This is a genomic window from Amycolatopsis kentuckyensis (assembly GCF_002155975.1).
Lineage (GTDB): Bacteria > Actinomycetota > Actinomycetes > Mycobacteriales > Pseudonocardiaceae > Amycolatopsis > Amycolatopsis kentuckyensis.
In genome coordinates this window covers 13,574-38,224 of sequence record NZ_MUMI01000218.1, presented here as the reverse complement: position 1 = coordinate 38,224, position 24,651 = coordinate 13,574, and the positions used below count along the sequence as shown (strand labels likewise).

The following is a 24,651-nucleotide window of genomic DNA, read 5'->3' as shown; positions in this document are numbered from 1 at the left end:
CACCCAGGTCGGCAGGCCGAGGTGCTCGGCCAGGGCCACGGCCCGGTCGAAGAGCCCGGTGGCGTCGATGTCACCGCCCAGGACCAGCGCCGGGTTCTCCGCCGCGGCGACGCTCGTGACGAGGTCCTCGAGCTGGGCTTCGCTCGGCGCCAGGCCTTTGTGGACCTGCCGGTCGAGCGTCGCGGTGTCGGCCAGCTCGACGGCCCAGTCGTCGTAGGGCACCGAGAGGTAGCTCGGGCGCCGGTGCAGTTCGGCCTCGAACACCGCCTGGGCGAGCGAACGGGGGACGTCCGCGGCGCAGCTCGGCTCGCCGGACCACGCGACCAGGGGCCGCATCAGCTGCGTGGCGTCGACGTTGGCGAGCATCGCTTCCAGGCCGATCGCCGTCCGGACCTGCTGGCCCGCGGTGAGCACCAGGGGAGAGCGGGAGTAGACGGCGTTGGTGAGCGCGCCCATCGCGTTGCCGGAGCCGGCAGCGGCGTGCAGGTTGACCAGCACCGGGCGGCCGGTCGCCTGGGCGTAGCCGTCGGCCATTCCGACGACGGCGCCCTCGTGCAGGCCGAGGACGTAGCGGAAGTGCTCGGGCAGCTCGGCGAGGAACGGCAGCTCGTTGGACCCGGGGTTGCCGAAGACGGTGGTCAGGCCACGGCGGTCCAGGAACTCGTGGGCGAGCCGGCGGACGGTGGGCATGGGCGGGGCCTCCTCGAAGTCGGATCGACCCTATGGAGCGCCGCGGCTGTGTTCCAATAGATGTTGGCTCGTTGCTTCATCGATGGGATCGATATGCCGGATTTCGACCTGAACCTGGTGCGCACGTTCGTGCTGCTGTACGAGACCCGCAGCGTGACCGCAACGGCCGAGTCCCTGCACGTCACGCAGCCGACGATCAGCTACAGCCTGCAGAAGCTGCGGCGCCGGTTCTCCGACGAGCTGTTCCGCCGCACCGGCGGCGGCCTGGTGCCCACGACGACGGCCCGCGCGCTCTACGAGCCCCTGCACAGCGCGCTGTCGGAGATCGAGACGGCGGTCAGCGGCGCGAAGTCGTTCTCGCCGTCGACGGCCCGGGCGGCGTTCACGCTGTGCCTGTCGGACCTGGGCGAGATCTCGCTGCTGCCGCGCCTGATGGCGGCGCTGCCGTCGCGCGCGCCCGGCGTGACGCTGACCGTCCGGCCGCTGGACGTCGACCGCGCGGCCGACCAGCTCGGCCGCGGCGAGATCGACGCGTTCATCGCGTCCCCGCTGATCAGTTCCCAGCGGGTCGCCCGGATCCCGCTGTTTTCCGAGGGTTACCTGGGCATGGTGGCCTCGGACCACCCCCGGCTGGGTGCTGCGGTGTCATGGGAGCAGCTGGCGGCCGAGCGCCACGTGACGGTGTTCGGCCCGACGGGTCACGACGGCCCGCGTCGCGCACTGGAGGCGTCCGGCCTGCTGGACCGCGTGGTGCTCGAGGTGACCCGGTTCGCGGCGCTGCCGTACCTGGTCCAGGACGGCGAGCTGGTGGCGATGGTCCCGCGGCTGGTGGCGGAGATGTTCGCGGCCGAGCACCGGGTCCGGCTGTTCGAGCTGCCGCTCGAGGTCGAGCCGGCCCAGGTGTCGGTGTACACGCGGCACACGCACGCCCGCAGCCCGGCCCAGCACTGGCTGGTGGGCTTCATGCGCGAGGTGCTGGGCTAGGTGGTGCAGCGGGCGCCGTCGAGGGTGAACCCCACGGGTGCCGGGTTGCTGCGGTCGAAGGAGCCGTTGAAGCCGATGTTGACGGTCGCGCCGGGGGCGAGGCTCAGGTTGTAGGAAACCGCTTTCATGGTGACCCGCGAACCGCTCTGGGAGTAGTCGCCGTTCCAGCTGTGGGTGACCCGCTGCCCGGCGGTGAAGTTCCAGGTGGAGGTCCACGGGTTGAGCGTCTGGTTACCGGTGTTGGTGACGAAGACGTTGGCGGTGAACCCGTTCGGCCACTGGTCGGTGACGGCGTAGCGGACGGTGCACGACGCAACCGGAGCGGGCGGGGGAGGAGGAGCCTGGGTCTGGCCGGTGGCAGTGGTCTTGGGCGCCGCCGCCGTCGTGGTCGTCGGAGACGCGGAGGTCTGCCGGATCACGGTGGGCACCGGCGTGGGTCTTGGAGCATCGGTGGTGGCGGTGGTGCGCGGAGTGGTGGCGGGAGCAAGAGGATCGGGAGCCATGGCGGCTTGCCGCCCGGGCGTGCTCTCCGAGGTGACGGCGATGATGACCAGGCTGGCAATGACGACAACGCCCCCGCAGACGGCAGAGACCCACCGAATCCGCCGCCCCGCCCGCTGCTGAGCGGCGGCGGCCTCCTTCGCCCGCTGCTCGAGCCGTTCCCGGTACCCATCCCCGGTATCGGCCTCCCGAGGCCGCGTGATGGGGGCATAGGCCCCGAGCGACCGAGGCATGGCCCCAGTCTCCCGCAGGAGCTCATCAACGGAAATCTCATCATCAGACCGGCCGACGCGCGCCATACCGCAACCTCCACTCCGCTGAGGGGCGCTCGAACGCGCTGGCTTGCCCGGCGAATCCTAGGAAGCGCGGGCGGTCTTGTAAACCATGGAAGCAACGGCGTTTCGCGGGTCTTCCTGCGGGCTGTGCTGCAGGTTGAGGAGCACTGGATCGATGCAGAGCATCGAAAACCGTCGATCATGCCAGACGTGGGTGCGGCCGGGATCGACACCCCCCTGAACAAGGGGGCGGGGTGGCCGTATACTCTTTCTTCAGCAGGTCCGAGTGGCGGAATGGCAGACGCGCTAGCTTGAGGTGCTAGTGCCCTTAACGGGCGTGGGGGTTCAAGTCCCCCCTCGGACACACGCACTATCTACACCCGGGCTGGTCGTCGCATAGACGGCCAGCTCTTTTGGTTCGTAGCGTAGCTCCAGGTTCAGGGCGCGGTACAGGCGGCTCAGGCCAGCCGTGGTCGCGTCGGCCAGGGTCCCGCAGACGTCGCCGAGGGCATCGATCCTCGCGTAGATCTCCGCACGGCTTACCGTCGAGTCGGCTGGCACGCTCTCGATCTGGGCTTTCGCGGCCGCTCGTTCTGCCTGTGCCTGGTTCATCGGTTCGACGAGTGCTTCGGGCTCGACGCCGGCCGCGATGGCGGCCTGATACCGCTGAAGCCTCGCCTCTGCGTCCGCCAGTCGGTTCCTCGCCGCTTCGAGCGGACCACCGCCGGCCTTGCTCCCGTCCGATCCGAGTAGCGCGGCCGCCGTTCGGTCGCGGTTGTCCGGGTGGAACAGCTCGTGAAGCCATCCGTTGAGCGCCTCGACGACCACGCCTTCCCGCAGGTTCACCGTCTTCGGGTGCTCCGCCAGCTGCAGCGAGCCCGGCGCCATAGTCCGCGAGGTACAGCGGTAGTAGGCGCCTTTCCGGATCGTGGCTCCTTGCATCTTCCGGCCGCAGACTCCGCATCGGATCAGTCCGCGCAGCAGATATGACCGTGCGGTGTTTCGGGCGCCTCGCTCGGCCTTACGTGCCGTCTTCAATCCGCCTGCCGACTTCGACCGACGCAAAAGCTGTACCTGCGTGAAGGTCTCCACGGACACGATCGCCGGATGCGCCTGCTCGCGCGACCGTACGATCCGGTCCGGCGCCGCGCGCTTGAACCGCACCACGTGGCCCGCGGCAACGTCTTCCGGGTCAAGCAACGTCTCGTGTTTCGTCCAGCGTCCGAAGATGGCGTAGCCCGTGTATCGCGGGTTATCGAGGATCGCTCGCACCGAGCTGCCTTGCCAGCCGTCCGCGAGCCGGTGCCGATTTTGGTCCGGCCGATGCGCGGAGGGACAGGGAATGCCGTCCCGGTTGAGCAGGTTGGCGATCGCGCGATCGCCGTTTCCGTCCAGGTACTCGGCGAAGATCCGGCGGACCACGTCCGCCGTCGTCTCGTCGAGCGCCAGCACCCGCAGCTTGAACCCTTCCGCAGCTTTTCGCGGGTTCGGATGGGGACCACTGTCGACGACGACGTAGCCGTACGGCGCCCGGCCGCCCTGGTGACGCCCTTCGTTGATCACCTGCGCGTCCATTGCCGCTCGGACGCGAGCTTGAACGTGTTGCCGCTCGGCCAGTGCGAGAACAATGTATCCAATATACGCACTTACGACAGGGAATGCGACGGACGCTAGCGGCAAATTCCACCTATGACAGCGAGCATGATGGAAGCGGACCTAAGCCGTTTCGACATTCGCGATTTTGATCTTTTCTCCTCTAGGTACCACTCCGCGGCCTCGTGATATCTATCAACTAGGGCCTCGAAGAGACTGTCGGCAGAAGCCTTACTGGTAGAATCCAGCTTGAGCATCAGATCGTTCAGGTCTTTACTGCTCACCATGGTGATTCGTGTCGCTCCCATCGGTCGAGATTGAAGATATCGTGGCTCCAGCCTGTGAGTATTCCGACAAGTTCCTCAGGCGACAGACCGTCGCCGAAACCGTTCGCTCTGAGCTCGCCAAAAATCTTCTTCTCAATCTCAAATTCTACGCTTTGGCTGCCTCTGCGTCGAACCTCGACCATTCGTTTGATCAATTCAAAAATCATGGCTGACTGTTCGTCAGTCTCAATGTACGGTTTGTCGGTAACGACAAGTCGAACTAGTGGATTATTTGGAAATAGATAAGTTCGACCTAAAAGGCGAATACCGGTGTAATCACCTGTACCTGAAAGCTGGATCGCATCACTTGCTGGGACGTGGACATCGAAGTTGTCGCGGAAGCTTGACAGATCAAGATCTGCATCGGAGTGCCACCATCGGTCCTTTGATGAATGAACCCATTTTGAGAATGTACTTCGCTGAGCTGCGTCGATGCTAATCTCGGCGGGGCCCCAATATCGTGCGAAGAGGTTAGTAAATAGCAGGGAACCCGTGGGCGAGCAATAGCGTGGCCCAGGACTTTCTACCAACTTGTCGTCGCTATCAAGGGCGGATAGTATTTCAGAGATAGACTTGTTGACCGGTATTGCAGATAGCACATATTCCAAGTTGCGAGCCAACGAGTTCTCAAAGAAATGAAGGTACTCAAACCTTTGAAGATCGCGCAGACTTACAACCTCGCGTCTGCCGTTGTCCTCGATTGCGTAGCTTGAAACTTCTGAGAGTGCTTCGAGGACTAGCCGCTCCGATTCCACAGCCTTCTCGCCCTGCGAATTATTCGCATTGCCGTAGTAAATAGGCTTGCAGAGAAAGTTTGCTTCTTTTGAAGCCTTTGTTGCTGAGCATTTACGATCTGAGATCATCTGTTCAAGCTCGGTATTTACGTGACTGACGTAAGTCATGTAAACGGACCGCAAATAACTTTCGTATTTCGATGTATGTTCTAATGAGGTTCTTGCGACATTTGTGCGAGGAGCCGAAGAGCCGGTCGCGTTGGAAAGCGCCCAAAAGGGCGTTCCTATGTAGCCTGGGGTATGGGTGGTTACTCGAATTCCTTCAACACAAGTACCAAGTTGGACGGTACGGGCCAGCATGGTGCTCCGACCGATGGACATCAGCGACCATTGACTGAACCAGTCATTCCACTCCAGCGCTATCGCCGTCGTGACGCCGTCATGATCAAATTGCTCGATTTTGACTGGTTTATTAAGTCTATTGACGATCTGTGTATTGTCATCGTGCTTCACGGCTTGTGCGTCGAGCATCGAGCTCTTCAAGGCGTCAGCAACAGATTCAAATCCTACTGCGATCGGCGCTGAGCCATCAATCGAGACGGCGACTCGACATCTTGGGATTGCAATCCAATGTTTCAACGTCTTCGCGACGTCCTGGAGGTGGGCGTCTTGTCGGAGCTGAAGCCTAATATGGGTTCCATGCTGTCGTATCCGCTTGGGTAGAACTTCACTGTTCTTTTCTAGGAGCTCAATTAAGTACTTGCCATGGATAGAACGCAAGGTAATATGCCTGGACTTTTCCTCTTCTGTGCTGACGGTGTAAACGTCGATATCATCCGCGATCATAAAGGCTGATAAGACACCTATTCCAAACCGACTTATGGGAGTGAAATTCGGATGTTCTTTTTGAAACTGGGCTTCCTGATATCGAGAAGATCCGACGCTAAGAAAGTTGGATTCGATAACTTCCTGGGTCATTCCGGTCCCGTTGTCAGTTACCGACAGGACCTTTTCGATCGAATTCCACTCGATTTCTACGGTCGGCGAGTAGTTGTCCTTATCGGTCTCTTCCTGCATTAGTCGGACTGCATCTATTCCATTTTGCACAAGCTCGCGGAGAACTACGTTGCTATTGTTGTACAAGGTGTGGCCTGTAAGCAAATCAAGGATCTTGTCTTCGTTGATCTTGAACCCAAATTGCGCTGCGATAAAGCCATGGGCTTCGACGTTGCTCGAGTCAATCCTTCGCCATGGGAATTGGTGCGCAGACCCCCATCGCTGGTTCGAGAATTTTGCCCACCTATAGCACTCATTGAGTTCGCGCGACGCATATTGCAGATAGCTTGTTAGACCAAAGAATCCTTCGGCGTTAGAGAACAAGGCATACACTTCCACCGTGTCTCTCGGCGCATTCGGATCGACATTTCCCTCCGCATCCACACCTTTTTGGCTTCGAACCGTTCGGACGGCATTTTGTTTCGACCACTCAAGCTGGCTAATAGGATTCGCTGGGTTGATTATTTCGTATGCAACGGTGGGCGTCCGTTGGCGTGCGATATGCAGTAGATCTGCGGCTCGCAGTAAAAGTGCGGCGTACTGGACATTGGCAGTCTCATCGAGACTGTCGCCATATGGCTTGTCTACTGGGTATTTGTTGATGTTGTCGATATCATCGAGGTGATGGCTTTCGCACACGAGACCCAGGTCGCTTCTGAATGTCGGGTCTAGGGGAGATATCAGTTCGGCAATCCGAGATACAAAATCGGGGTCGTATCCAAGATCGCTGTCAGGCACTCCGGAGACCCAGGTATTTATTCTTTTGGCATGATTAAATCGCACGAATTCTTGATAGAAGAACTTTTCTTGTTCGATTTCTGTCAGAGATTCGAGATATACGTTTAGGTCGCGATTACTTGACATTGCTCGTCGAACCCGCGTTTCGTGTGCTCGATAGTTAGTCTCCTCTCGTCGATCGAATTCTTTGCGAGTTACGAGCATGCCGCAGTCATGGAGATAAGCTGAAAGTGTGGAAAGGAGCCAATCTGCCGGCGACATAATTTTTGCCGTGTCATTTGGAATCAGCCAATCGAAAAGGCGTAGCATGCCATCGACATGGCTAATGTCATGCTTGGTATATTCTTCGAATATGCCAAGTCTGCCGAAGTGTGTCAGCGCCTCCGTCAACTCCGATCGCAGTCGTTCTAGACTGAAACCTGAGAAAGCTGGTAGGTGCGATGCGGCATCCGCTCGCTTTTCAGCGGCAGTTCTCAGCAGGTCAGACATTGCTTGCTCTTCCGTTGGGCGTGAGACTCCTGGTCTCACAAGGTCGCGCGTGCGGCCAGGAGTGTTACAACGCCCGACCTCGTGTGTCGGGCTCAGCGCTTCGCTGAACCGCCTGTGCTCTAGGTAGCTGGTTCGAAGACGAACAGCTGGACCACTAAGTGATGAACTAATATCTAGCTATTAAGGGTCTTGTCGACAGCCCCGATGTGTAGGATGCCTTCTCGCTCCCAACCCCGCGCAGCGTGTTCGCACTCTTAATGAGTGTAGCCATTGCCGAGGGAAGATCGTTATAAAGCCGTATCTATTCGACCTATGGTGTGCCGAGGTGACGGGCACGTTAGCTGTGTGTCAAGAGCTTCGGGGTCAACCGCGCGAGTGGCCCTGATCACCCCTTCACGCCGAGGCGTGTAGATAGCGAGCAAGATCGTCTCGGACACTCAATTACCCCATAGAACCGCGCGTCGCGGCCAGGTCAGAGTAACAGTAGCTGGTCGCCGACGGTCTCAACTGGCGTGGCAAGTGCGGATTGTGGGCTGTATGCCCTGACTTGTCGTGCGGCGTCGCCGCACATAATCGTTAGATCGTTCGTTCTCAGGTAGGCGGCGATCGCCGCCCCATCGTCACCTACGGTCTCGGCGAATCGCACGCGGAGCTCGTTGAGCAAGTGGTCTTCACGAACGTAGACGTTCTTGGCGAGCTGTGGTGGGCGGTTGCGGGCGCTGGTGTGGCCGTGGCGGCAGCGGTAGCCGGGGCGGCCGTTGACCCAGTGCGAGTCCAGTCGGCGGCCGCATAGCTGACATTGCACGAGCCCTGCAAGGACGTACGTCCTGGTGTCACCGTGCTGGGTGGGCCGGGCCGCGCGCATGCCCTGGACATGCAGGAAGGTCGCCTCGTCCACGAGCGCCGGATGCGCCCTTTTCTCCGACTCTGCCCAATCTCGTTCCGCCGGTGGTCGGGTGGGACCACGGTGGTGGGCTGGGCCGGTTGTTCGGGCGCCGTGCCGGTTCCACACCTGACGCCCCGTGTACCGCGGATTCTCGAGGATGCCCACGACGGTCCGGACGATCCACTCGTGCCTCGCCCGGTGGCTCGTTGCTGGAAGATCCACCGCACCCACGGTGCGGTGGCCGGATCGGGTTCGAGGCGGTGCAGGCGGCGGCCCCAGCTCGCGTGGGCGCGGTTCGGGTGGGGGCCGGCGTCGGCCAGGCGGTATCCGTAGGGTGGCCGGCCGCCGAGGAACCTGCCTTGGACACGGGCCTGGACGCCCATTGCAGCCAGTACCCGGTGCCGGGCCCGCAGCACCTCGCGGCGTGACCGGGACCCGAGGAGAAGCATCAGCGCCTGGTGCACCGGGTCCTCGAGGTTCACCGGACCGTCCGCTTCAGGCAGCCACAGCTGAATACCTTGCGCCCGCAGCGCAGTCAGCACAGCGCCGAACTGGTCTCCGTAGAACGCCCGCTCGTACTCACCGATGACGACGGCGTCGAACGAGCGGTTCGGGTGCTCCGCCGCTGCCATCAGCTGGGCCGCGGCCGGCCGTTCACGCCAGGGCAGGCGCCGTGAACATCCTTCGTCGAAGTATTCCGCCACGATCATGCCGCGCTCGCGGATTGTCTCCTCGGCGACCTCGCGCTGCCACCCCAACGACGTCGCTCGGTCCTGGAATTCGACCGTGGACATGCGCCCGTAGAACGCAAACCTCAGCCCATCACCACCGACAACCTGCCGGCGACGCCGGGCACCGGCTCGGCGTGGGGACACAACTCGTGTCATGGTGGCCCTGCAGGCAGTACTTCTCATAGCGCACCCCGGTGCTTGAGGTGGATTCGGGTCGAGGGCGGAACACAGTCGCCTGGCGCCCATGACGAGACGAAAGCCGATCTGCACCCGAATGGCCGCATGGCAGCTCGGACGACCCGTATGCGCTGCAGGTAGTCGATCTCTGTCCGTGGCCTGCTGGCGCCGCCTGACCGAATGGCACAAGACAGGCGTCTGGCGACGCCTGTGCGAACGCCGGCGGCGTGTCGCCAAGCTGCTGGACCTGTCAGCCTCGCTGCTCTACTCCGGTCATCTGCGTGCACAGCACCCGTTGGCAGTCACGCTCACCGGAGGCCATCGTGCTTTCGAACTGGCCGCTCGAGTTCTCGCTGCTTACGCAAACCGGACGAGGCGGCCCCACTCCTGGAGGCCGGCTACGTGACGGTCACCTACACTCACCACCGGTCCGAGCATCCCTGGCGCGCCGTGCGAGGAGTACTGCGAGAAGATCGGCCAGATCGCGCAGGACGACGCGCCGAGTCCCTTGATGAACATGACTCGTATTTCATGGACTGATGGCTGCCGGCGCGTGTGCGCCGGCCGGCAAGCGGTCACCTGGTGAGCAGGCCGGTCGTCTGGCCGATCTCGATCAGGTAGCCGTCCGGGTCGCGGAGGTAGCATCGCAGCTCGGCTCCGCGGTCCTGCGGCTCGGTCAGAAACTCCGCGCCCTTCGCGCGGGCTCGAGTGTGGAACTGCGCGATGTCGGCCACTCGAACGTTGAGGAACGCCGACACCGGGTCACCGGGCTCTGGTGCGGTCAGGATCACGTCCGGCTTGTCCGGCGTGGGGCCGCCGCCCGGGTTCATGATGATCCACGTGTTGGCGACGCGCACGGTGGCGGGGTTCTCGGCCAGCACGACGTGCCCGCCGAAGACCTTGGCGTAGAACTCGCGCGACACTTCGACGTCGCGCACGGTCAGGAAGTGCGTGACGATCAAGCCCTGATCCGGCGCGGGAAAACCGTCCATTGCTGAAATCTCCTCACGGTTGTCGTCGCCGGCGAAGACCGGACAGCGGTGCGATGTGACCGTCGCCGCGGGCGAGCTCACCGCGTCGTGTGGCCCAGCGTGAGCAGGTCGGCCAGGCCATAGGCCGGTCCCGCGGCGGGCAGGGTTGGTCGCCAGCCCGGTTCGCCGTTCAGGTAGCTCGCCGGGTCGGCGCGTACCAGTCCGATCAGGACTTCCGCGACGATGCGGCCGCCGACCTCGCCCAGGCGGTTGCCGCCGCCGTGGTGCTGGGCTTCGTTGAGGACGTAGATCCACAGCGGGGTGCCGTGCGGCCAGGAACCTTCGCCCGCGGTCAACGGCGGCACGCCGATGTGCCGGGCGACGGATTCGCCGCTGGGCAGTCCGGTGGTCTCGCCGCGGAGGAGGTCGCGGACCGCGAGCGACCGGTGGGCGACGGCGTCGACGGTGCCGGTGACCTGCTCGGGCAGCGCGATGAGGCTCGCGGGAAGGCGGCCGTCGATGCGTTTGGCCCGTTGGGCCGGGGGGTGGCCGGGCAAGTCGAAGATCAGCGCGAGGTCGAGGTGCCGGCCGGCGGGCACCGGCCGGAATCCGACGAGGTCCGGGAAGAGCGGCAGTTCGGGGCCGCCGGGGACGAGCCGGTAGGTGTGGCGGATCTGGCTGTGGCCGTAGCGGAAGGCCGCGTGGGAAAACTCCAGCGGGATGGAGGCCTGTCCCGGCGGCGGCGCGAACCACCGGCCGCCCGTCGCGAGCACCTGCTCGACCAGGGGCAGCCCGACGAGCCTGGGCAGGAAGTCGTGGACCACGATCCACTGGTAGTGCCAGGTGAGTGCCTGCCGCGCCCGGTCGAAAACGTCGGTCACGCCGTCGTCGCGCAGCAGATCCACGATGCGGTTGTGGGCCCGCAGCAGCGCGGTGTGCAGGGTCAGTGCGACCAGGTGCGAGTCGTTGCGGGGGTCGCCGATCAGGGCCACCCCCTGCCGGTTGCGGGGCACGTCGTAACCATCGGGGCGGCCGAGCAGGAACTTCGCCGGATCGTCCGTGTCGTAGAGGAACGGCGAACCGATGGGACCGTCGGAGTAGAGCATCTCCAGGTCGAGCTTCGGTGCGCGGGCGTTGCGCAGCGCTTCCGGGCGCAGGTCACCGGTGATGGACGAGCGGTCGGCGGTGATGTCGTGCGCGATCAACTGGCCGAAGAACGGCCACCCGGCTGCCTCGACCGCGTCGTCGCCGCTCGGCCCGGGCATCGCCGCCGCGTCGCAGATCCCGCCGTGGCCGCCCGCGCGCACCAGCAGCCACGGATCAGTGACCAGTGGGGCGAGGCCGGGGAACATGCGCCCGTACCGGCTCGACCCGGCCGGCGACGGGTGCCCGGCTTCCGCCTCCGCGATGGGGGTCACCACGGTTGTCACGGCATACCTCCTGTCCGCTGGGGATCGTCGTGATCCCGGTGCCAGTGAAGACAAGGCAGCCCTGCGGCGTGTGACAGCCCCTTATGGATGATTTCCGTTCCTTTCCAGGGTGATGGTGAAAGCGACCAGCAAGGCGCAGGCCGCCGCGATGCCCGCGACCACGACGGCCACCCCGGTCCACGGCGCGGCGAGCGGAAGCAGGAACACGACGGTGGTGCAGGCCAGAACCGCGCCGGGACGCAGGACGGTCCTCGCCACGATCGGCACGTGGACAAGCCACAGAAGCACGAGAAACACGCCCACGGAGGCTGCGACGGCGTAGCTGATCAGAACCGGTGAGGCCGGCAGGTGGTGCCCGGTGTCCTCGACCGCGACCTCCAGGCTCGCGCCGAGTGCCGCGAGCGCCGCGAAGATGCCGAAGTGGCCGTAGCCCCACAGGTATGACCCCTCGCGGCGATCGCGCAGCCCGTCCCCGGCCGGTTCCAGGAAGTACAGCCACCAGGTAGCGAAGAGCAGCACGAGGCCGGAGACCGCGATCGTGACGAACGCGGCGCTGACCTCCGCCGCCTGCAGAGCTCCCCGGACACCCGTGATCGCGGCCAAGACGCTCTCGCCGAGCAGGATGATCGTGAACAGCCCGTAGCGCTCGGCGATGTGGTGCGGGTGCCAGGTGGTGGCGCCGGGCCGCTCCGCCCAGCGCGGCACCGCGAGTTCGGCGGCAGCCAGCGCGAGGAAGCACACCGTCCGGGTGCCCGGCGAAAGGACACCCGTCTCGCCGAGGACGAGCCAGCCCACCCAGCCGATCTGCAGGACGGCGATGCCGGTGGCGTAGCGGAACGCGGTCCGCCTGCGCGCCGGGTCCTCGAGACCGGCCCGCAGCCACTGCGCGACGAGCCCGATCCGCATGACGAGGTAGCCGGCCGCGACGGCGCGGTAGTCGCCGGTGGCCGTGGCGGGCACCCCGGCGGCGAGGACGAGCACACCGGCCATCTGCACCATGGTCAGAAGCCGGTATGCCACGTCGTCGGTGTCGTAGGACGACGCGAACCACGTGAAGTTCATCCACGCCCACCAGATCGCGAAGAACACCTGGAGGAACCCGGCCAGGCCGGTCCAGGCGTGGCCGTCGGCGATCCGGTGCGCGAGCTGGGCGGTGGCGGCCGCGACGGCGACCACGAAGACGAGGTCGAACAGCAGCTCGAGCTGGCTCGACGCGCGGTGCGGTTCGTCGATCGGGCGCGCGCTCATCCGGACCCGGATCCGGGTCCTGGTGCTCATCGGCGGCAAGGGCTCGCTCCATCCCACTGGGTCGGTTGCGAGCCAGGACAGCGCAGCACCGGCGTTCGTGACCGGAACGGAACTCAGGTCGCGCTTGTCACAACACGGCGGGCTGCCTTGTCTCAAGGGACATGAGCACGCCGGACCACGAAAAGTTCCTGCACGGGCTCGAGATCGAGGTGTCGGCCGAGCTGGACATCGCCGAATCGAGCCACCCCGAAGACGCCGCCCGCACACCGATCACCGAATGGCTGTTCGACCCCACCGACGCGGAGCGCTACGAGGTCAACCTCCGCGGTCTTCTCGGCGCGGTCGAAGCGGTCGAGGAAGGGAACCCCAAGTGAGCAGATCCCTGGCATCGAAGACCGAGGTCGACGAACCGGTCACGGTCATCAAGTACTACACCGTTCCGGTCGGCGAAGCCGGTTATTTCGTCGAGAGGTACCAGGAGAACGCCCGGATCATGTCGGCCCAGCCCGGCTTCATCCGATCTCGGCTGCACCGGCCGCTCGCCGACGCCCCCGAGGTGCGGTTCGTCCACATCGCCGAGTGGTCCTCGGGCACCGCGCTCGACAAGGCCACCGGCAACCCCGAATGGCATGCCTCGCTGCGGCGCTTGTTCGACGATCCGGGCTTGCACATCACCTCGGAACCGGGCGGCTATCGCGTCGTCGTCGAACTCCGCCCCTCCTGAGTGCCGAGGCGGCACGTTCGACGGCTCACGGGTGAATCTGCAAGCCGACCCCGGCCTCCAGCCGAAGGGACTCCAGGATGACGAACGTCGTGCTGGCGATGAAGACGTCGGCCGCGCCCAGCACCCCGGCGTATTTCCGGGCGACGGGTGCTGCGGCGTACTCGGTCGCCGCGTCGAGGTAGGCTTTCACTGCTGCCCAGGTGTTGTCGCCGTACTTGGCGTAGAACGGCAAGGGATCCACTGTGGACAGCGCTGCTCGCGCGCTCTCCGCGATGTCCTCGATGTACTGCCCGTGCAGTACGACGTCGTCGCGGGTGCCCAGGCGGCCGAGATGGCCGCCGATGAAGTGCTTCCACGGGAACGACAGCGCGGTGCCGGGAGCGGCTATGGAGCCGGGCACGTCGCTGTTGACGTTGAAGGCGGCGAACGATCCCCAGCCCGGCACCACGACGTCGATGAGCATCAGGGTGTCGTGCTCGGGCAGGTGGAGGTAGATGTTGTCCGGCGTGTGGTTCGTGCCGCGCCAGGCCAGGTCGACGCGCTCGCCGCCCACCCGCAGGGTGTGGTCCTGCTCGAAGGTGATGTCGGGCAGGGGCCGCGCCGGGTCGTCGTAGCGCTGCAGCAGCCGCTTGGTGTCGGCGTGGCCGACTCGCATCACGTCCTTGCCGAACAACGAGGAGGCACCGATGTGGTCGGCGTGGTGGTGGGAGTAGACGAGGTGCGTCACCTTGTTGGACACGCCGTTGGCCGACGCGATCTCGTCGACGGCGCGCTGCAGGTTGTGCCCGATGGTCGGGGGTGCGTCGAACAGCACCACGCCGTCGGGGGTGGTCAGGAACGCGGCCTGGTAGCCGCCGTCGGTGACCCAGTAGAGGTTCTTCTCCACTCGGCCGACGAAGTAGCCCTGCTCGTTGACGGCGGGGCCGTGTGCGGAGGGCGGTACCGGCGCGAAGTTCGTTGTGGTCATGGGACCAGGTTCGTCACCCGTCAGGTGAGCGGTCGTCACTGGATCCAGGTGATCCCGTGTCCGCCCTGATCGACCGCGCCGGCCTCGTCGCCGCACTGGAAGCCGCGGTGGGCAAAAGGGTGACGGTCGTCTCAGGGCCTGCCGGGAGCGGGAAAACCTCGCTGCTTCGCCTGTGGGCCGAGCGTCACGGGCAGGATCGCCGGATGGCGTTCGTGTCGATGCGACCCGGAGCGGAGCTGTTCTGGTTCAGCGTGCTCAGCGGGATCCGGGCGGCATGCGGCGGGGAGCCGCCCTACGCCGCGCCGGACTGCGACGGCCGCGAGAAGGTGCTCGCCGAGATCAGCGCAGTGGCGGGTCCGTTCGTGCTGGTCGTCGACGACGCGCACGAGCTCGAAGCCGCCGAGCAGCTGTCCGCGCTGCTGGCGGCCCTACCGCCGCGGGCGCACGCGGTCGTGGCCGCCCGCCGCGACCTCCCCCTGGGCCTGCACAAGCTGCGGCTCGCGGGGGATCTGGCCGAGATCCGCCCGGACCGGCTGCAGTTCACGGTCGAGGAGACCGCCGCGCTCGTGACCGCGGCCGGGATCAAGCTGCCCGAACGGGTGATCGCGGTCCTGCACGCACGGACCGAGGGCTGGGCCGCCGGACTGCGGCTGGCGGTGCTGTCGCTGGCCGGTCACCCCGACCCGGAACGGTTCGTGGCCTCGTTCTCGGGCAGCGACCGGACCGTCGCCGAGTACCTGATGGCCGAGCTGCTGGAGCGGCAGCCCGCCGACGTGCTGCGCCTGCTGCTGCGCACCTCCATTGTGGACCGCGTCAGCGGCGCGCTCGCCGACCTGCTCACCGGCGCGACCGGGTCCGAGCGGATCCTGCTCGACCTGGCCGAGGCCAACGCCTTCGTCGTGGCGCTCGACCCCGAGCGCACCTGGTTCCGGTACCACCGCCTGTTCGCCGGGTTGCTGAACCTGGAACTGCGCCGCACCCAGGCCGCCGAAATCCCCCGCCTGCACCGGCTCGCGGCCCGGTGGTTCGCCGAGCACGCGCAGTCCGCCGACGCCGTCCGGCACCTTCAGGCCGCCGGCGACTGGGCCGAGGCAGCCGCCCTGCTGTCCGGTCAGGCGCTCACCATGACCCTCGACGGCGAGGCGGAAACGGTGCGGGCGCTGCTGCGGGCGTTCCCGGCGTCCGACGATTCGCTCGCCCTCGTCCGCGCCGTCGACGCGCTGGGCGGGATGCGGCTCGACGAGGCCGCGGAGCACCTGGAGACCGCCCGGTCGGCCGGCGCGGACCGGATGGCGGTCACCGCGCTGGACCTGCTGCTCGCCCGGCTGCGCGGGCACTTCGACTGCGTGGTCGCGAACGTGGACGCCCTGCCCGCCGCCGGGGCCGGCCTGCGTGCCGTCGTCCTGCTGAACGCCGGGGTCACCGAGGCGTGGTCGGGACGGCCGGCCGACGGTGAACGCCACCTGCTGGCGGCTGCCGCCCTGGCCCGCGACCTCGACCGCCCGTACCTGGAGGTGGCCGCCCTCGCGCACCTCGGGTTCGCGTCCACGCACCGGTCGTTCGCGCTGGCCCGCCGGCGCTGCGAGGAGGCGATCGCGCTCGCCGCCCGGCACGGGTGGGACGCCGAGCCGGTCATCGCGCCTGCCCTGGCCACTCTCGCCTGGGTCCTGGCCTGGACGGGCGAGTTCGAGGACGCGCAACGCCGGCTGGACCAGGCGAGGCAGGCCGCCGAAGCCGACAGTGAACCCGGCATCCGGCTGCTCGTGCACGTGGTCGCCGCACTCCTCGCCGCGGCCCGGGGCGAGCACGGCGCCGCGCTGACGGAGTTCGCCGCCGCGCGGGAGAGCCAGGTGAGGATGGCCGACGAGCACGTGCTGTCCGCCCGGGTGGCCGCGTGGACGGCCGCCACCCGGGCCCGCGCTGGGCACGCCCCGGCTCCGGTGCTCCAGCCTGTCGCCGACGAGGACGTGCTCACGCGAATCGAAGGGCACCTGATCACCGCCCTCGTCAACGCCGAGGATGGCGACGAGCGCGCCGCCGCGGCCGCCCTCGAACGGGCGCTCGACCTCGCCGAGCCGGACGGGCTGGTGCTCCCGTTCGCGATGACCGGCGCGTGGCGGCTTCTCGAAGCCTTACCGGCCTGGGAAACCAGGCATGCGACCCTCATCGCGACCATCCTCGACGCGGTACGCGGCCGGGTTCCGGCCCCGTCGGTGCGGGCACCTCTGGAGGAGCTGAGTCCGAGTGAGCTGCGCGTCCTGCGGTACCTGCCGACCAACTTGACGCGGCCGGAGATCGCGGGCGAACTGCTGGTCTCCCTGAACACCGTCAACACCCACATCCGCCGGATCTACGCCAAGCTCGGCGCCACCGACCGCGGGGCGGCGGTCCGGCGGGGCCGCGAACTGCGCCTCCTGTCGGCGAGCGGCACCCTCGCGACGCCGCACCGCGGCACGTGACGGTCCGCCGGTCACAGATCGCGGGGCTGTCCGGTCCTAGCGGGTGTACCCGTTCGTCAAGGAGGTCCTCTCGTGTCTTTGACCGTGTTGCAGGAGGCGAAACCGCCGTTCGTGCCGGAGGGGGCGCATGCGATGACGATCGTCATCGAGTACCCGCCGGGCGACCCCGGCACCCCGCCGCACCGCCACCCCGGACCGGCCTTCGGCTACGTGCTGGAGGGCGAGATGGTGTTCGAGCTCGAAGGCGCGCCGCCGCGGGTCGTCCGCGCCGGTGAGGCGTTCTGGGAGCCGGGCGGCGACGTCATCCACTACCAGGACGGCAACAACCGCGCCGACGTCCCGGTGAAGTTCACCGTCACCATGCTCTGCGAACCGGGCAAGCCGATGGTCGACCTGGTGACCGAAGACGAACTCCGTGAGAAGGGATGGTCGCGGAAATGAAGATCGCCGTCATCGGCGGGACCGGGCTGATCGGCTCCCGCGTGGTCAAGATCCTGACCGCGAACGGGCACGAAGCCGTCCCGCACTCGCCGTCCACCGGGCTGGACCTGCTCAGCGGAAAGGGTCTCGCCGAAGCGCTGGCCGGCGCCGACGTCGTCGTCAACCTGACGAACTCGCCGACGTTCGACGACGCCTCGCCCGCGTTCTTCCGGACGACCATGGACAACCTGCTGGAGGCGGCGGCCGCGGCCGGGGTCGGCCACGCGGTCATCCTCTCGATCGTGGGCGCCGAGCTCGTGCCGGACCTGGTCTACTACCGGGCGAAGGTGCTGCAGGAGGACATCCTCAAGGCCGGGCCGGTGCCGTACTCGATCGTCCGCGCCACGCAGTTCTTCGAGTTCATGGCCGCGACGATGTCCTGGACCTCCGACGAGAACACCGTCCGCCTGCCCGCGACGCGGATCCAGCCCATCGCGGCGGACGACGTCGCCCAGGCGGTCGCCGACGTCAGCATGGGCGCGCCGCTGCGGGGGACGCGGAACGTCGCCGGGCCGGAGGTGTTCGCTCTCGACGAGCTGGGCCGGGTCACCCTGGCCGCCCAGGGTGACCGGCGGCCGGTCGTGACCGACGACCAGGCCGGCCTGTTCGCGGCTGCTTCGGGGGACGCCCTCATCGCGAAGGACGGCGCCGTCATCGCGAAGACTACCTACCGGGAGTGGCTGGCGCGGTGAGGGAGGACCGGGCCCGCCAGGCGGGCCCGGTCAGCCGCGGTGCCAGGCGGCCAGCTTGGCCGGGTTGAGCACGATCCAGAGCGTGGTGATCCGGGTTCCGGCGGTTTCGGCGCCGACGACCGCGATGGCGCGCGAGGCGTGGCGCAGGGCGAGCCCGGTGCGGCCGTTGACGGACTCGACGGTCAGCTCGGCGCCCGCCCGTCCGCCCAGCACTTCGATGACCAGCCGGGCGACCTCCGCCGCGCCGCGCACCGGGCCGGCCGGCGCGGGCACCAGGCCGCCGCCGTCGCACGTCGCGACCGCGTCGTCGCCGAGGACGGCTTCGAGCGCGGCGCTGTCCCGGCGGCGCCAAGCCGCGGCGAAGCGGCGCACGGTCGCGTCATGCGGGTCGAACACGGATTCCTCCCGCCGGCGGGTCAGGCCGGGACCGGCACCGCCTGGTTCTTCTCGGGGTTGACCAGCCACAGCACCTGATCGATGCCTTCGCCGGTGGCGCTGACGGTGAGCAGGCCGTACGGGACGCCGTCCTGGACGAGCACTGCGGAGGTCTGCCCGTTCGTGACGGCCCACCGCACGTCCATGCCGTCCCAGAACCAGCTGGAGATCGCCAGCAGGAACTTCGCCACCCGCGTCGCGCCCACGACCGGGGTGCGGGCGACGCCCTTGCGGCCGTTGCCGTCGGACAGGCTGGTCACGTCCGGCGTGAAGAGCCGTTCCAGCGCGGCCATGTCCCCGGCCCGGGCGGCGGTGAGGAAGGCGGTCAGCAGTTCCCGCTGCTCGGCCGCGGGCACCGACGCGTGCCGCTCGCTCGTGAGGTGCTTGCGGGCCCGGCTGACCAGCTGGCGCACCGCGGGTTCGGTCGAGGACAGGATTTCGGCGATCTGGCCGTAGGAGTAGTCGAAGGCTTCCCGCAGCACGTAGGCGGCGCGTTCGCCGGGGGTGAGCTTCTCCATCAGCAGCAGGGTCGCGAACTCCAGCGCTTCGCCGCGTTCGGCGCCCAGGTACGGGTCCGCGGCGGTGTCGACCGGTTCGGGCAGCCACGGCCCGATGTAGGTCTCCCGGCGGTTCCGGGCCGACTGGAGGACGTTGATGGCCAGCCGGGTGGTGGTCGTCGCCAGGAACGCTTCCGGGTTGGCCACGGTGGACCGGTCGTAGGTCTGCCAGCGCAGCCAGACCTCCTGCACCAGGTCCTCGGCCTCGGTGACGCTGCTGAGCATGCGGTAGGCGATCCCGAACAGGCGCGGCCGCACCCGGGTGAAGGCGGCCGTGGCCGCCTCGAGATCGGCCAGGTCGCCGAGTTCGGCACTCATCCCGGAATCCGTCACCCCCCGACTCTACGACGTCGGCTCCCGGGGCCCGGCTGCGCGGCCGGACCCCGGCGGCTCATTCGACCAGCTTGCCCGCGGAGGACACCTCGCGCATGAGCGAAGCGATTTCTCCCGGGATCGGGGAAAGCTCTTCGCGCGCGACCCGCCCGGGCCCGGACCAGACGAGGTTCACCCGCAGCGACTCGTCGAGGTCGGGGTGGTCCGCGCGGTTGTGGCAGCCACGCGTCTCGCGGCGATCGAGCGCCGATTCGAGCGTGGCCCGCGCGGCCAGTACCGCCGCCTTGAGGTCGAACGCGTGCGCGAGGTCCTGGAACCCGGCGATGTCGGGGTGGACGCCCACGGCACCCAGCCGGCTTTCCAGTTCGTCCAGCTCGGCCAGGCCGGCGCGCAGGCCGGTCTCGTCACGGACCACTCCGGCGTGTTCGGTCATGGTGTTGCGCACCGTGCGCTGCAGGGCGCGCACGTTCTCCGGGCCGTCGGCGGCCAGCAGGTCGTCGACCTCGCCCCGGGCTTCCTCCGTCGCCGCCGGCGACCGCTGTTGCGCTCCCAGGTCGCGTGAGTAGCGCGCGGCGGCTTCACCGACGATGCGACCGTAGACCAGCAGCTCGATCAGGGAGTTGCCGCCGAGCCGGTTCGCGCCGTGCAGACCGCTCGCCGCCTCGCCGAGCGCGTACAGGCCCTCGACACCGGTGCCGTGGTCCTCCGGTCGGACCCAGACCCCGCCCATCGAGTAGTGCGCGGTGGGCGCGATCTCGATCGGTTCGCGGGTGATGTCGAGCATCTGCAGTTCGAGCAGGGTCTGGTAGACGCGGGGGAGCCGGCGCATGATCGTTTCCCTCGGCAGGTGCGAGACGTCGAGCCACACTCCGCCACCCGGCGTCCCGCGTCCCTCCTTGATCTCGGTGTAGGCCGCCAGCGCCACCCTGTCGCGAGTGGACAGTTCCATCCGGTCCGGGTCGTAGCGGGCCATGAACCGCTCGCCGAGCGCGTTGCGCAGCACCCCGCCTTCGCCGCGGGCCGCCTCCGAGACGAGTGTGCCCGCGGCGTTCTCCGGCGCGATCAGACCCGACGGGTGGAACTGGACGAGCTCGGCGTCCCGGATCCGGCCGCCCGCCAAGACGGCGAGCCGGAATGAATCACCGGTGTTCTCGTCCCGGCGGGACGAGGTGCGGCGCCAGATACGCGTGTGCCCGCCCGCGGCGAGGATCACTGCGTCGGCGTGAATCACGTATCTCGTCCCGTCGACGAGGTCGAATCCGTAGGCGCCGAAGACGACGTTGTCCCGGGCCAGGATCCGCGTGACGTAAACGGTGTCCAGGACCGGGACGCCCAGCTGCGCCGCCCGGTTGACCAGCGTGCGCTGGATTTCCAGCCCGGTGTAGTCCCCGGCGAACGCGGTGCGGCGGTAGGTGTGCGCGCCGAAGAAGCGCTGGGAGATCTTCCCGTCGGCTTCCCGGGCGAAGGGCATTCCGTAGCGCTCGAGGTCCTCGATGCCCCGGGCGGCGTTCTCGGTGACGATCCGCACGGTCTCGGGATCGGCCAGCAGGTAGCTCTCCTTCAGCGTGTCCGCCGCGTGCTGCTGCCACGAGTCCTCCGGGTCCATCGTCGCCAGCGCCGCGTTGATGCCGCCGGCGGCGAGGGTGGTGTGCGCGTCCGACTTCGCCCGCTTGCCGACCGCGAGGACGTCGATGCCGCGCTCGGCCAGCTCGATCGCGGCGCGCAGGCCGCCTCCGCCGGTCCCGATGACGAGGACCGACGTGGCGATCCGGTGCTCGGTCATGGTCACTTCGCCGGCGGCGGGTTCAGCGGGAGCCAGTCGGCGAACCGGGTGGCGGACAGCTGCGCGCCGGGGCCGGGCAGGAGCATGTCCTTGTCCAGCAGGGCACCGAAGTAGCGCGCGTCCGGGTCGGTGACGACCTCGCGGGGGTCACCGCGGAAGGCCAGCCCGCTGCGGATCAGCTCGTCGAGCCCGAACTGCTCGGGACCGGCGACCTCGACGGTGCCGTTCAGCGGCGCGCCGGCGGCGACCCGGCCGACCGCGGTGGCCACGTCTTCGGCGGCCATGGGCTGGATGCGGGCGTCCGACAGGCGCACGGTGTTCCCTTCGGTCGCCGACTGCGCGATGCTGCCCACGAATTCGAAGAACTGCGTGGCGTGCACGATCGAGTACGGTCGCCCGGACTCCTTGATGAGCTTCTCCTGCGCGATCTTCGCACGGAAGTAACCGCTTTCGGCGAGCCGCTCGGTGCCGACGACCGACAACGCCACGTGGTGCCCCACCCCGGCCTTCTCCTCGGCGGCGAGGAGGTTCCCGGTCGAGGTGCGGAAGAAGTCCAGTACGGCGTCGTCGGCGAACGAGGGTGAGTTCGAGACGTCGACCAGGACCTGGGCGCCTTCCAGCACTTCGGCCAGCCCTTCGCCGGTCAGCGTGTTCACGCCCGAATCGGGTGACGCGGGGACCGCGTCGTGGCCGTGTTCCCCCAGTTTCCGGACGAGTTTCGAGCCGATCAGCCCGCTGCCGCCGATCACGACGATCTTCATGGTGTGCCTTCTCCTCCCGCGTCCCGGCCGCTCCGGGACGTCGTTCTGCAGCAAGGACCGGACAGGTTCCGGGTTTGTGACAGCCCGGCTGTCACAAACCGCGGTGGCGTCCTGTCTTGGCTGTCGACACCGACCCGACGATCCGGAGTACCGCATGGACACCCGTGGCGCTCACGCCATCGACACGATCGACGATCTCCGCCGGCACCTGCAGTGGGCGATCGAACTCGAGCACGCGACGATTCCCCCGTACCTGTGCGCGCTGTACTCGCTGGACCCGGCGCGCAACCCCGAAGCCACCCAGGTCGTGAGCACGGTCCTGGCCGAGGAGATGATCCACCTCGCTCTGGCGGCGAATCTGCTCAACGCCGTCGGCGGCTCGCCCAAGCTCGACACGCCGGACCTGTTGCCGCCGTACCCGCACCCGCTGCCGCACGGTGACCGGTCCGTGCACGTCCACCTGGCCCCGTTCGGCCCCGAGGCCCTGGAGCTGTTCCTGCGCATCGAGCAGCCGGCCTCGGCCGACGCGCCACCGCAGACCGACGAGTACCGCACGATCGGCCAGTTCTACGCCGCCATCGAGGCCGGCTTGCGCACGTTGTGCGACAAGCTGGGCGAAGACCAGGTGTTCACCGGCGACCCGGCCCGCCAGATCGGCGAGTTCCACCTCCGCGGTGGCGGTGGCGAGGTGCTGCCGGTCCGCGACCTGAAGTCCGCGTCGGCCGCGCTGGCGGAAATCGTCGAGCAGGGCGAAGGAGCGGCGCGCACGGACGTGTGGGACGGCGACCGCGACGTCTTCCACCCCGACCGGGAAGAGGTCGCGCACTACTTCCGGTTCCAGGAGCTGAAAGTGGGCCGCCGATACCGGCCCGGCGACACCCCGCAGTCCGGCCCGACCGGCGAGGAGATCGCGGTCGACCTCGACGGCGTGTTGCCGATGCGGCACAACCCGCGGACCGCCGACTACCCGGAGGGCAGCGTCGTGCGCGTCGCCCAGGAGGAGTTCAACCAGACGTACTGTCTGCTGCTCTTCCAGCTGGAAGAGGCGTTCAACGGCAACCCGGGCGGGATGATGGACGCGGTCGGCACGATGTTCGCCCTGCGCAAACAGGCGACGGCGTTGATGAAGCTGCCCACCGGGGACGGGAAGACGACCGCGGGCCCGACGTTCGAGTACGTGCCACCCGAGCGGCGGAACTGAAGCACAGGCCGCTCCGAGGATCGCGCATGCAGGTGATGTGCTCGGTGCCCGCCAGGTGAACGATGTCGCACGTGCGGTGTGCCGGTGGACCGGACGGCTGTTCCATATCAGTCCCGTCCCGTCGGCCGGCTCACTTGATCGACGGTCACAGCAACCGCCACCCGGCGCCGTCGTAGATATGATCTTTCCTCCGTCGCGCAGCACCGCTGCCACACGTCTGTGTCGTGGTCGGTCAAGCTCCGGTGTGGTGTGGCCGTCGTTGCCTTCATCGCCGAGCCGGATGCTGATCTCCTCGACGAGATGGTCTTCGCGGATGTAGAACGTCTTCGGTCGCGGCTGGCCTGCGCGTTGGGTGCTGGTGTGACCGTGGCGGCATCTGTAGGTCGGGCGCCGGTGGTTCCAGTGCGAGTCCAGACGGCGATCGCGGACACCGCAGTGGATCAGCCCAGCCAGGGCGAACCGGCGAGGCTGGCCGTCACTGGCCGGTCGCGCGGCCCGGATCTGCTGAGCGTCGATGAAGTCCTGTTCGGTGACGAGCGGCGGATGTGCAGCCTTCGCCGACAGAGCTGGCATTGAGGCTGGGCCGCTGGTGTCGGTGGCGCGCCGGTTCCAGGTCTGCCGTCCGGTGTAGCGGGGGTTCGCCAAGATGACGGCGACCGTGAGCAAGGTCCAGGCGCCACGGGTCCGGTGCTGGTTGCGGTCGGGGGCGGCGCTTGAAGGGCACGGGACACCACGCTCATTGAGGTGCCGGGCGATGCTCGCGACGCTATTGCCTCGATGTCGGCGACAACGGTGCCTGCTCGCCAGCCGGACCGCAGTTTCCCGATGATCTCGTAGTAGGTATCTGATTCGGCGCGTTCGTGAACACAGTACGTACGGAGTTCGTTTTCAGCGTGAATTGTCGGTCATTTGTAACAGTTCGACGTCGCAGGTCGATTTTCGTAACGGAGGACGTCGCAGATGCGAAGTGTAGGGTAAGAAGAAACGGTTCAAACGCTCGGCTGTGGCCGGGACGATGAGCGGCATCGACCAGCTTCAAGAGAACCGATACGAGCCCGCAGTGCTCGATCCCCAAGATGGCGCCACGACGCCGGAGATCAAGGCCTGAAGGGCATGCACATGCGTATCTGTCGCCGAGCCATTGTCATGGCCTTGACGGCCATCACGTTTTCCACCACCGGTTCGGCAGTGGCCACGGGGTTTGACCTGATCGTGGTGACCGCGACGGTCGACGGCGCGACCGGCAATTGGGGCCTCGCCCCATCCACCGCGCCGGAACCGGCGATCGAGGCTACGACGCTGCCTGTTGCGGCGCCGGCGGAGCCGGTAATACCAGCCAGGACAGTCACGCCGATGAGCAGTGCACCCACCGAGGCGTCAATCAGTCCTCCTGAACCGGCACCGACCACCGAACCCTGAGAACCGAGCAC

22 protein-coding genes, 1 tRNA gene and 2 pseudogenes are annotated in these 24,651 nt (G+C 67.1%); 10 read left to right on the top strand and 15 right to left on the bottom strand.

Annotation, left to right across the window (positions count from 1 at the left end):
• A partial coding sequence (locus tag CCN39_RS21710; RefSeq protein WP_244210933.1) for a thiamine pyrophosphate-binding protein occupies positions 1-690 on the bottom strand: 690 nt, incomplete at its 3' end.
• Between the two features lie 93 nt (positions 691-783).
• On the opposite strand from CCN39_RS21710, the gene CCN39_RS21705 reads away from it, so the two are divergent.
• Entirely contained in the window at positions 784-1,674 is an 891-nt protein-coding gene (locus CCN39_RS21705) for a LysR family transcriptional regulator (RefSeq protein ID WP_086844728.1), read from the top strand.
• Here the strand turns inward: CCN39_RS21705 and CCN39_RS51840 are convergent.
• Positions 1,671-2,474 carry a cellulose-binding domain-containing protein gene (locus CCN39_RS51840; protein ID WP_244210931.1) on the bottom strand — a complete coding sequence of 268 codons (804 nt, stop codon included), beginning with the start codon at positions 2,472-2,474 and terminating at the stop codon, positions 1,671-1,673. The genes CCN39_RS21705 and CCN39_RS51840 overlap by 4 nt on opposite strands.
• A gap of 256 nt (positions 2,475-2,730) precedes the next feature.
• Here CCN39_RS51840 and CCN39_RS21695 point away from each other — a divergent pair.
• Positions 2,731-2,814, top strand: a tRNA-Leu gene (locus CCN39_RS21695).
• Here CCN39_RS21695 and CCN39_RS21690 read toward each other — a convergent pair.
• From CCN39_RS21690 to CCN39_RS21665, 7 genes and pseudogenes are all read right to left on the bottom strand, one after another.
• Positions 2,796-4,025, bottom strand: a complete 1,230-nt coding sequence (locus CCN39_RS21690) for a recombinase family protein (protein ID WP_244210929.1) — start codon at positions 4,023-4,025, stop codon at positions 2,796-2,798. The genes CCN39_RS21695 and CCN39_RS21690 overlap by 19 nt on opposite strands.
• A gap of 298 nt (positions 4,026-4,323) precedes the next feature.
• Complete coding sequence (locus CCN39_RS21685) at positions 4,324-7,386, bottom strand: HD domain-containing protein (RefSeq protein ID WP_086844744.1); 3,063 nt, start codon at positions 7,384-7,386, stop codon at positions 4,324-4,326.
• A gap of 472 nt (positions 7,387-7,858) precedes the next feature.
• Positions 7,859-8,284 carry a recombinase zinc ribbon domain-containing protein gene (locus CCN39_RS51835; protein ID WP_244210935.1) on the bottom strand — a complete coding sequence of 142 codons (426 nt, stop codon included), beginning with the start codon at positions 8,282-8,284 and terminating at the stop codon, positions 7,859-7,861.
• Positions 8,285-8,302: 18 nt separating this feature from the next.
• Positions 8,303-8,437, bottom strand: a pseudogene (locus CCN39_RS51830) (recombinase family protein); the annotation flags it as partial.
• 1,318 nt (positions 8,438-9,755) lie between these two features.
• The gene (locus tag CCN39_RS21675) at positions 9,756-10,172 is read right to left on the bottom strand and encodes a VOC family protein (RefSeq protein ID WP_086844724.1); all 417 of its coding nucleotides are present in this window, start codon (positions 10,170-10,172) and stop codon (positions 9,756-9,758) included.
• A gap of 77 nt (positions 10,173-10,249) precedes the next feature.
• Positions 10,250-11,581 carry a peroxidase family protein gene (locus CCN39_RS21670; RefSeq protein ID WP_208630297.1) on the bottom strand — a complete coding sequence of 444 codons (1,332 nt, stop codon included), beginning with the start codon at positions 11,579-11,581 and terminating at the stop codon, positions 10,250-10,252.
• 81 nt (positions 11,582-11,662) lie between these two features.
• Complete coding sequence (locus CCN39_RS21665) at positions 11,663-12,859, bottom strand: low temperature requirement protein A (RefSeq protein WP_244210928.1); 1,197 nt, start codon at positions 12,857-12,859, stop codon at positions 11,663-11,665.
• A gap of 131 nt (positions 12,860-12,990) precedes the next feature.
• Here CCN39_RS21665 and CCN39_RS21660 point away from each other — a divergent pair, with 131 nt between their 5' ends.
• Both CCN39_RS21660 and CCN39_RS21655 read left to right on the top strand, forming a co-directional pair.
• Positions 12,991-13,203 (top strand): hypothetical protein, encoded by a 213-nt coding sequence (locus CCN39_RS21660; protein WP_086844719.1) that lies wholly within the window; start codon positions 12,991-12,993, stop codon positions 13,201-13,203.
• Entirely contained in the window at positions 13,200-13,553 is a 354-nt protein-coding gene (locus tag CCN39_RS21655) for an antibiotic biosynthesis monooxygenase family protein (protein ID WP_086844717.1), read from the top strand. The genes CCN39_RS21660 and CCN39_RS21655 overlap by 4 nt, the downstream gene beginning before the upstream one ends.
• A 25-nt stretch (positions 13,554-13,578) precedes the next feature.
• On the opposite strand, the gene CCN39_RS21650 is transcribed toward CCN39_RS21655, so the two are convergent.
• Positions 13,579-14,520: an MBL fold metallo-hydrolase gene (locus CCN39_RS21650; protein WP_086844715.1), complete on the bottom strand. Its 942-nt coding sequence runs from the start codon at positions 14,518-14,520 to the stop codon at positions 13,579-13,581.
• Positions 14,521-14,576: 56 nt separating this feature from the next.
• Between CCN39_RS21650 and CCN39_RS21645 the strand changes: the two genes are divergently transcribed.
• The 3 genes from CCN39_RS21645 (at position 14,577) to CCN39_RS21635 (ending at position 18,151) form a co-directional block, all read left to right on the top strand.
• A complete protein-coding gene (locus CCN39_RS21645) occupies positions 14,577-16,979 on the top strand; it encodes a winged helix-turn-helix domain-containing protein (RefSeq protein ID WP_086844713.1) in 2,403 nt (800 codons plus the stop codon).
• A gap of 72 nt (positions 16,980-17,051) precedes the next feature.
• Positions 17,052-17,420 (top strand): cupin domain-containing protein, encoded by a 369-nt coding sequence (locus CCN39_RS21640; protein ID WP_244210926.1) that lies wholly within the window; start codon positions 17,052-17,054, stop codon positions 17,418-17,420.
• The gene (locus CCN39_RS21635; protein ID WP_086844736.1) at positions 17,417-18,151 is read left to right on the top strand and encodes an SDR family oxidoreductase; all 735 of its coding nucleotides are present in this window, start codon (positions 17,417-17,419) and stop codon (positions 18,149-18,151) included. Before CCN39_RS21640 ends, CCN39_RS21635 begins: the two co-directional genes overlap by 4 nt.
• A gap of 30 nt (positions 18,152-18,181) precedes the next feature.
• Here the strand turns inward: CCN39_RS21635 and CCN39_RS21630 are convergent, their stop codons facing one another.
• The 4 genes from CCN39_RS21630 to CCN39_RS21615 form a co-directional block, all read right to left on the bottom strand.
• Positions 18,182-18,547, bottom strand: coding sequence for a sigma-70 family RNA polymerase sigma factor family protein (locus CCN39_RS21630; protein ID WP_086844711.1), 366 nt, complete (start codon positions 18,545-18,547; stop codon positions 18,182-18,184).
• A gap of 20 nt (positions 18,548-18,567) precedes the next feature.
• On the bottom strand, positions 18,568-19,461 hold the full coding sequence (locus CCN39_RS21625) for an RNA polymerase sigma-70 factor (protein WP_086844709.1): 894 nt from the start codon (positions 19,459-19,461) through the stop codon (positions 18,568-18,570).
• Between the two features lie 73 nt (positions 19,462-19,534).
• Positions 19,535-21,259, bottom strand: coding sequence for an L-aspartate oxidase (locus tag CCN39_RS21620; protein ID WP_244210925.1), 1,725 nt, complete (start codon positions 21,257-21,259; stop codon positions 19,535-19,537).
• A gap of 2 nt (positions 21,260-21,261) precedes the next feature.
• Positions 21,262-22,020: an SDR family oxidoreductase gene (locus CCN39_RS21615; RefSeq protein ID WP_086844705.1), complete on the bottom strand. Its 759-nt coding sequence runs from the start codon at positions 22,018-22,020 to the stop codon at positions 21,262-21,264.
• Positions 22,021-22,174: 154 nt separating this feature from the next.
• Between CCN39_RS21615 and CCN39_RS21610 the strand changes: the two genes are divergently transcribed.
• Entirely contained in the window at positions 22,175-23,221 is a 1,047-nt protein-coding gene (locus CCN39_RS21610) for a ferritin-like domain-containing protein (protein ID WP_086844703.1), read from the top strand.
• Between the two features lie 249 nt (positions 23,222-23,470).
• Positions 23,471-23,797: a hypothetical protein gene (locus CCN39_RS51825; RefSeq protein WP_244210924.1), complete on the top strand. Its 327-nt coding sequence runs from the start codon at positions 23,471-23,473 to the stop codon at positions 23,795-23,797.
• On the opposite strand, the pseudogene CCN39_RS51820 reads toward CCN39_RS51825, so the two are convergent.
• Positions 23,771-23,977 (bottom strand): annotated as a pseudogene (locus CCN39_RS51820) (recombinase family protein); the annotation flags it as partial. The gene CCN39_RS51825 and the pseudogene CCN39_RS51820 sit on opposite strands and share 27 nt — an antisense overlap.
• Positions 23,978-24,373: 396 nt before the next feature.
• Here CCN39_RS51820 and CCN39_RS49490 point away from each other — a divergent pair.
• Complete coding sequence (locus tag CCN39_RS49490; RefSeq protein ID WP_143264108.1) at positions 24,374-24,640, top strand: hypothetical protein; 267 nt, start codon at positions 24,374-24,376, stop codon at positions 24,638-24,640.
• The last annotated feature ends 11 nt before the right edge of the window (positions 24,641-24,651 follow it).

Coding starts and splice junctions, on each gene's coding strand:
- CCN39_RS21665 (WP_244210928.1), bottom strand. CDS start 12,859: ATGAGCACCAGGACCCGGATCCGGGTCCGGATGAGCGCGCGCCCGATC.
- CCN39_RS21685 (WP_086844744.1), bottom strand. CDS start 7,386: ATGTCTGACCTGCTGAGAACTGCCGCTGAAAAGCGAGCGGATGCCGCA.
- CCN39_RS21635 (WP_086844736.1), top strand. CDS start 17,417: ATGAAGATCGCCGTCATCGGCGGGACCGGGCTGATCGGCTCCCGCGTG.
- CCN39_RS21620 (WP_244210925.1), bottom strand. CDS start 21,259: ATGACCGAGCACCGGATCGCCACGTCGGTCCTCGTCATCGGGACCGGC.
- CCN39_RS21675 (WP_086844724.1), bottom strand. CDS start 10,172: ATGGACGGTTTTCCCGCGCCGGATCAGGGCTTGATCGTCACGCACTTC.
- CCN39_RS21690 (WP_244210929.1), bottom strand. CDS start 4,025: ATGGACGCGCAGGTGATCAACGAAGGGCGTCACCAGGGCGGCCGGGCG.
- CCN39_RS21610 (WP_086844703.1), top strand. CDS start 22,175: ATGGACACCCGTGGCGCTCACGCCATCGACACGATCGACGATCTCCGC.
- CCN39_RS21615 (WP_086844705.1), bottom strand. CDS start 22,020: ATGAAGATCGTCGTGATCGGCGGCAGCGGGCTGATCGGCTCGAAACTC.
- CCN39_RS21650 (WP_086844715.1), bottom strand. CDS start 14,520: ATGACCACAACGAACTTCGCGCCGGTACCGCCCTCCGCACACGGCCCC.
- CCN39_RS51840 (WP_244210931.1), bottom strand. CDS start 2,474: ATGGCGCGCGTCGGCCGGTCTGATGATGAGATTTCCGTTGATGAGCTC.
- CCN39_RS21705 (WP_086844728.1), top strand. CDS start 784: ATGCCGGATTTCGACCTGAACCTGGTGCGCACGTTCGTGCTGCTGTAC.
- CCN39_RS21625 (WP_086844709.1), bottom strand. CDS start 19,461: ATGAGTGCCGAACTCGGCGACCTGGCCGATCTCGAGGCGGCCACGGCC.
- CCN39_RS21660 (WP_086844719.1), top strand. CDS start 12,991: ATGAGCACGCCGGACCACGAAAAGTTCCTGCACGGGCTCGAGATCGAG.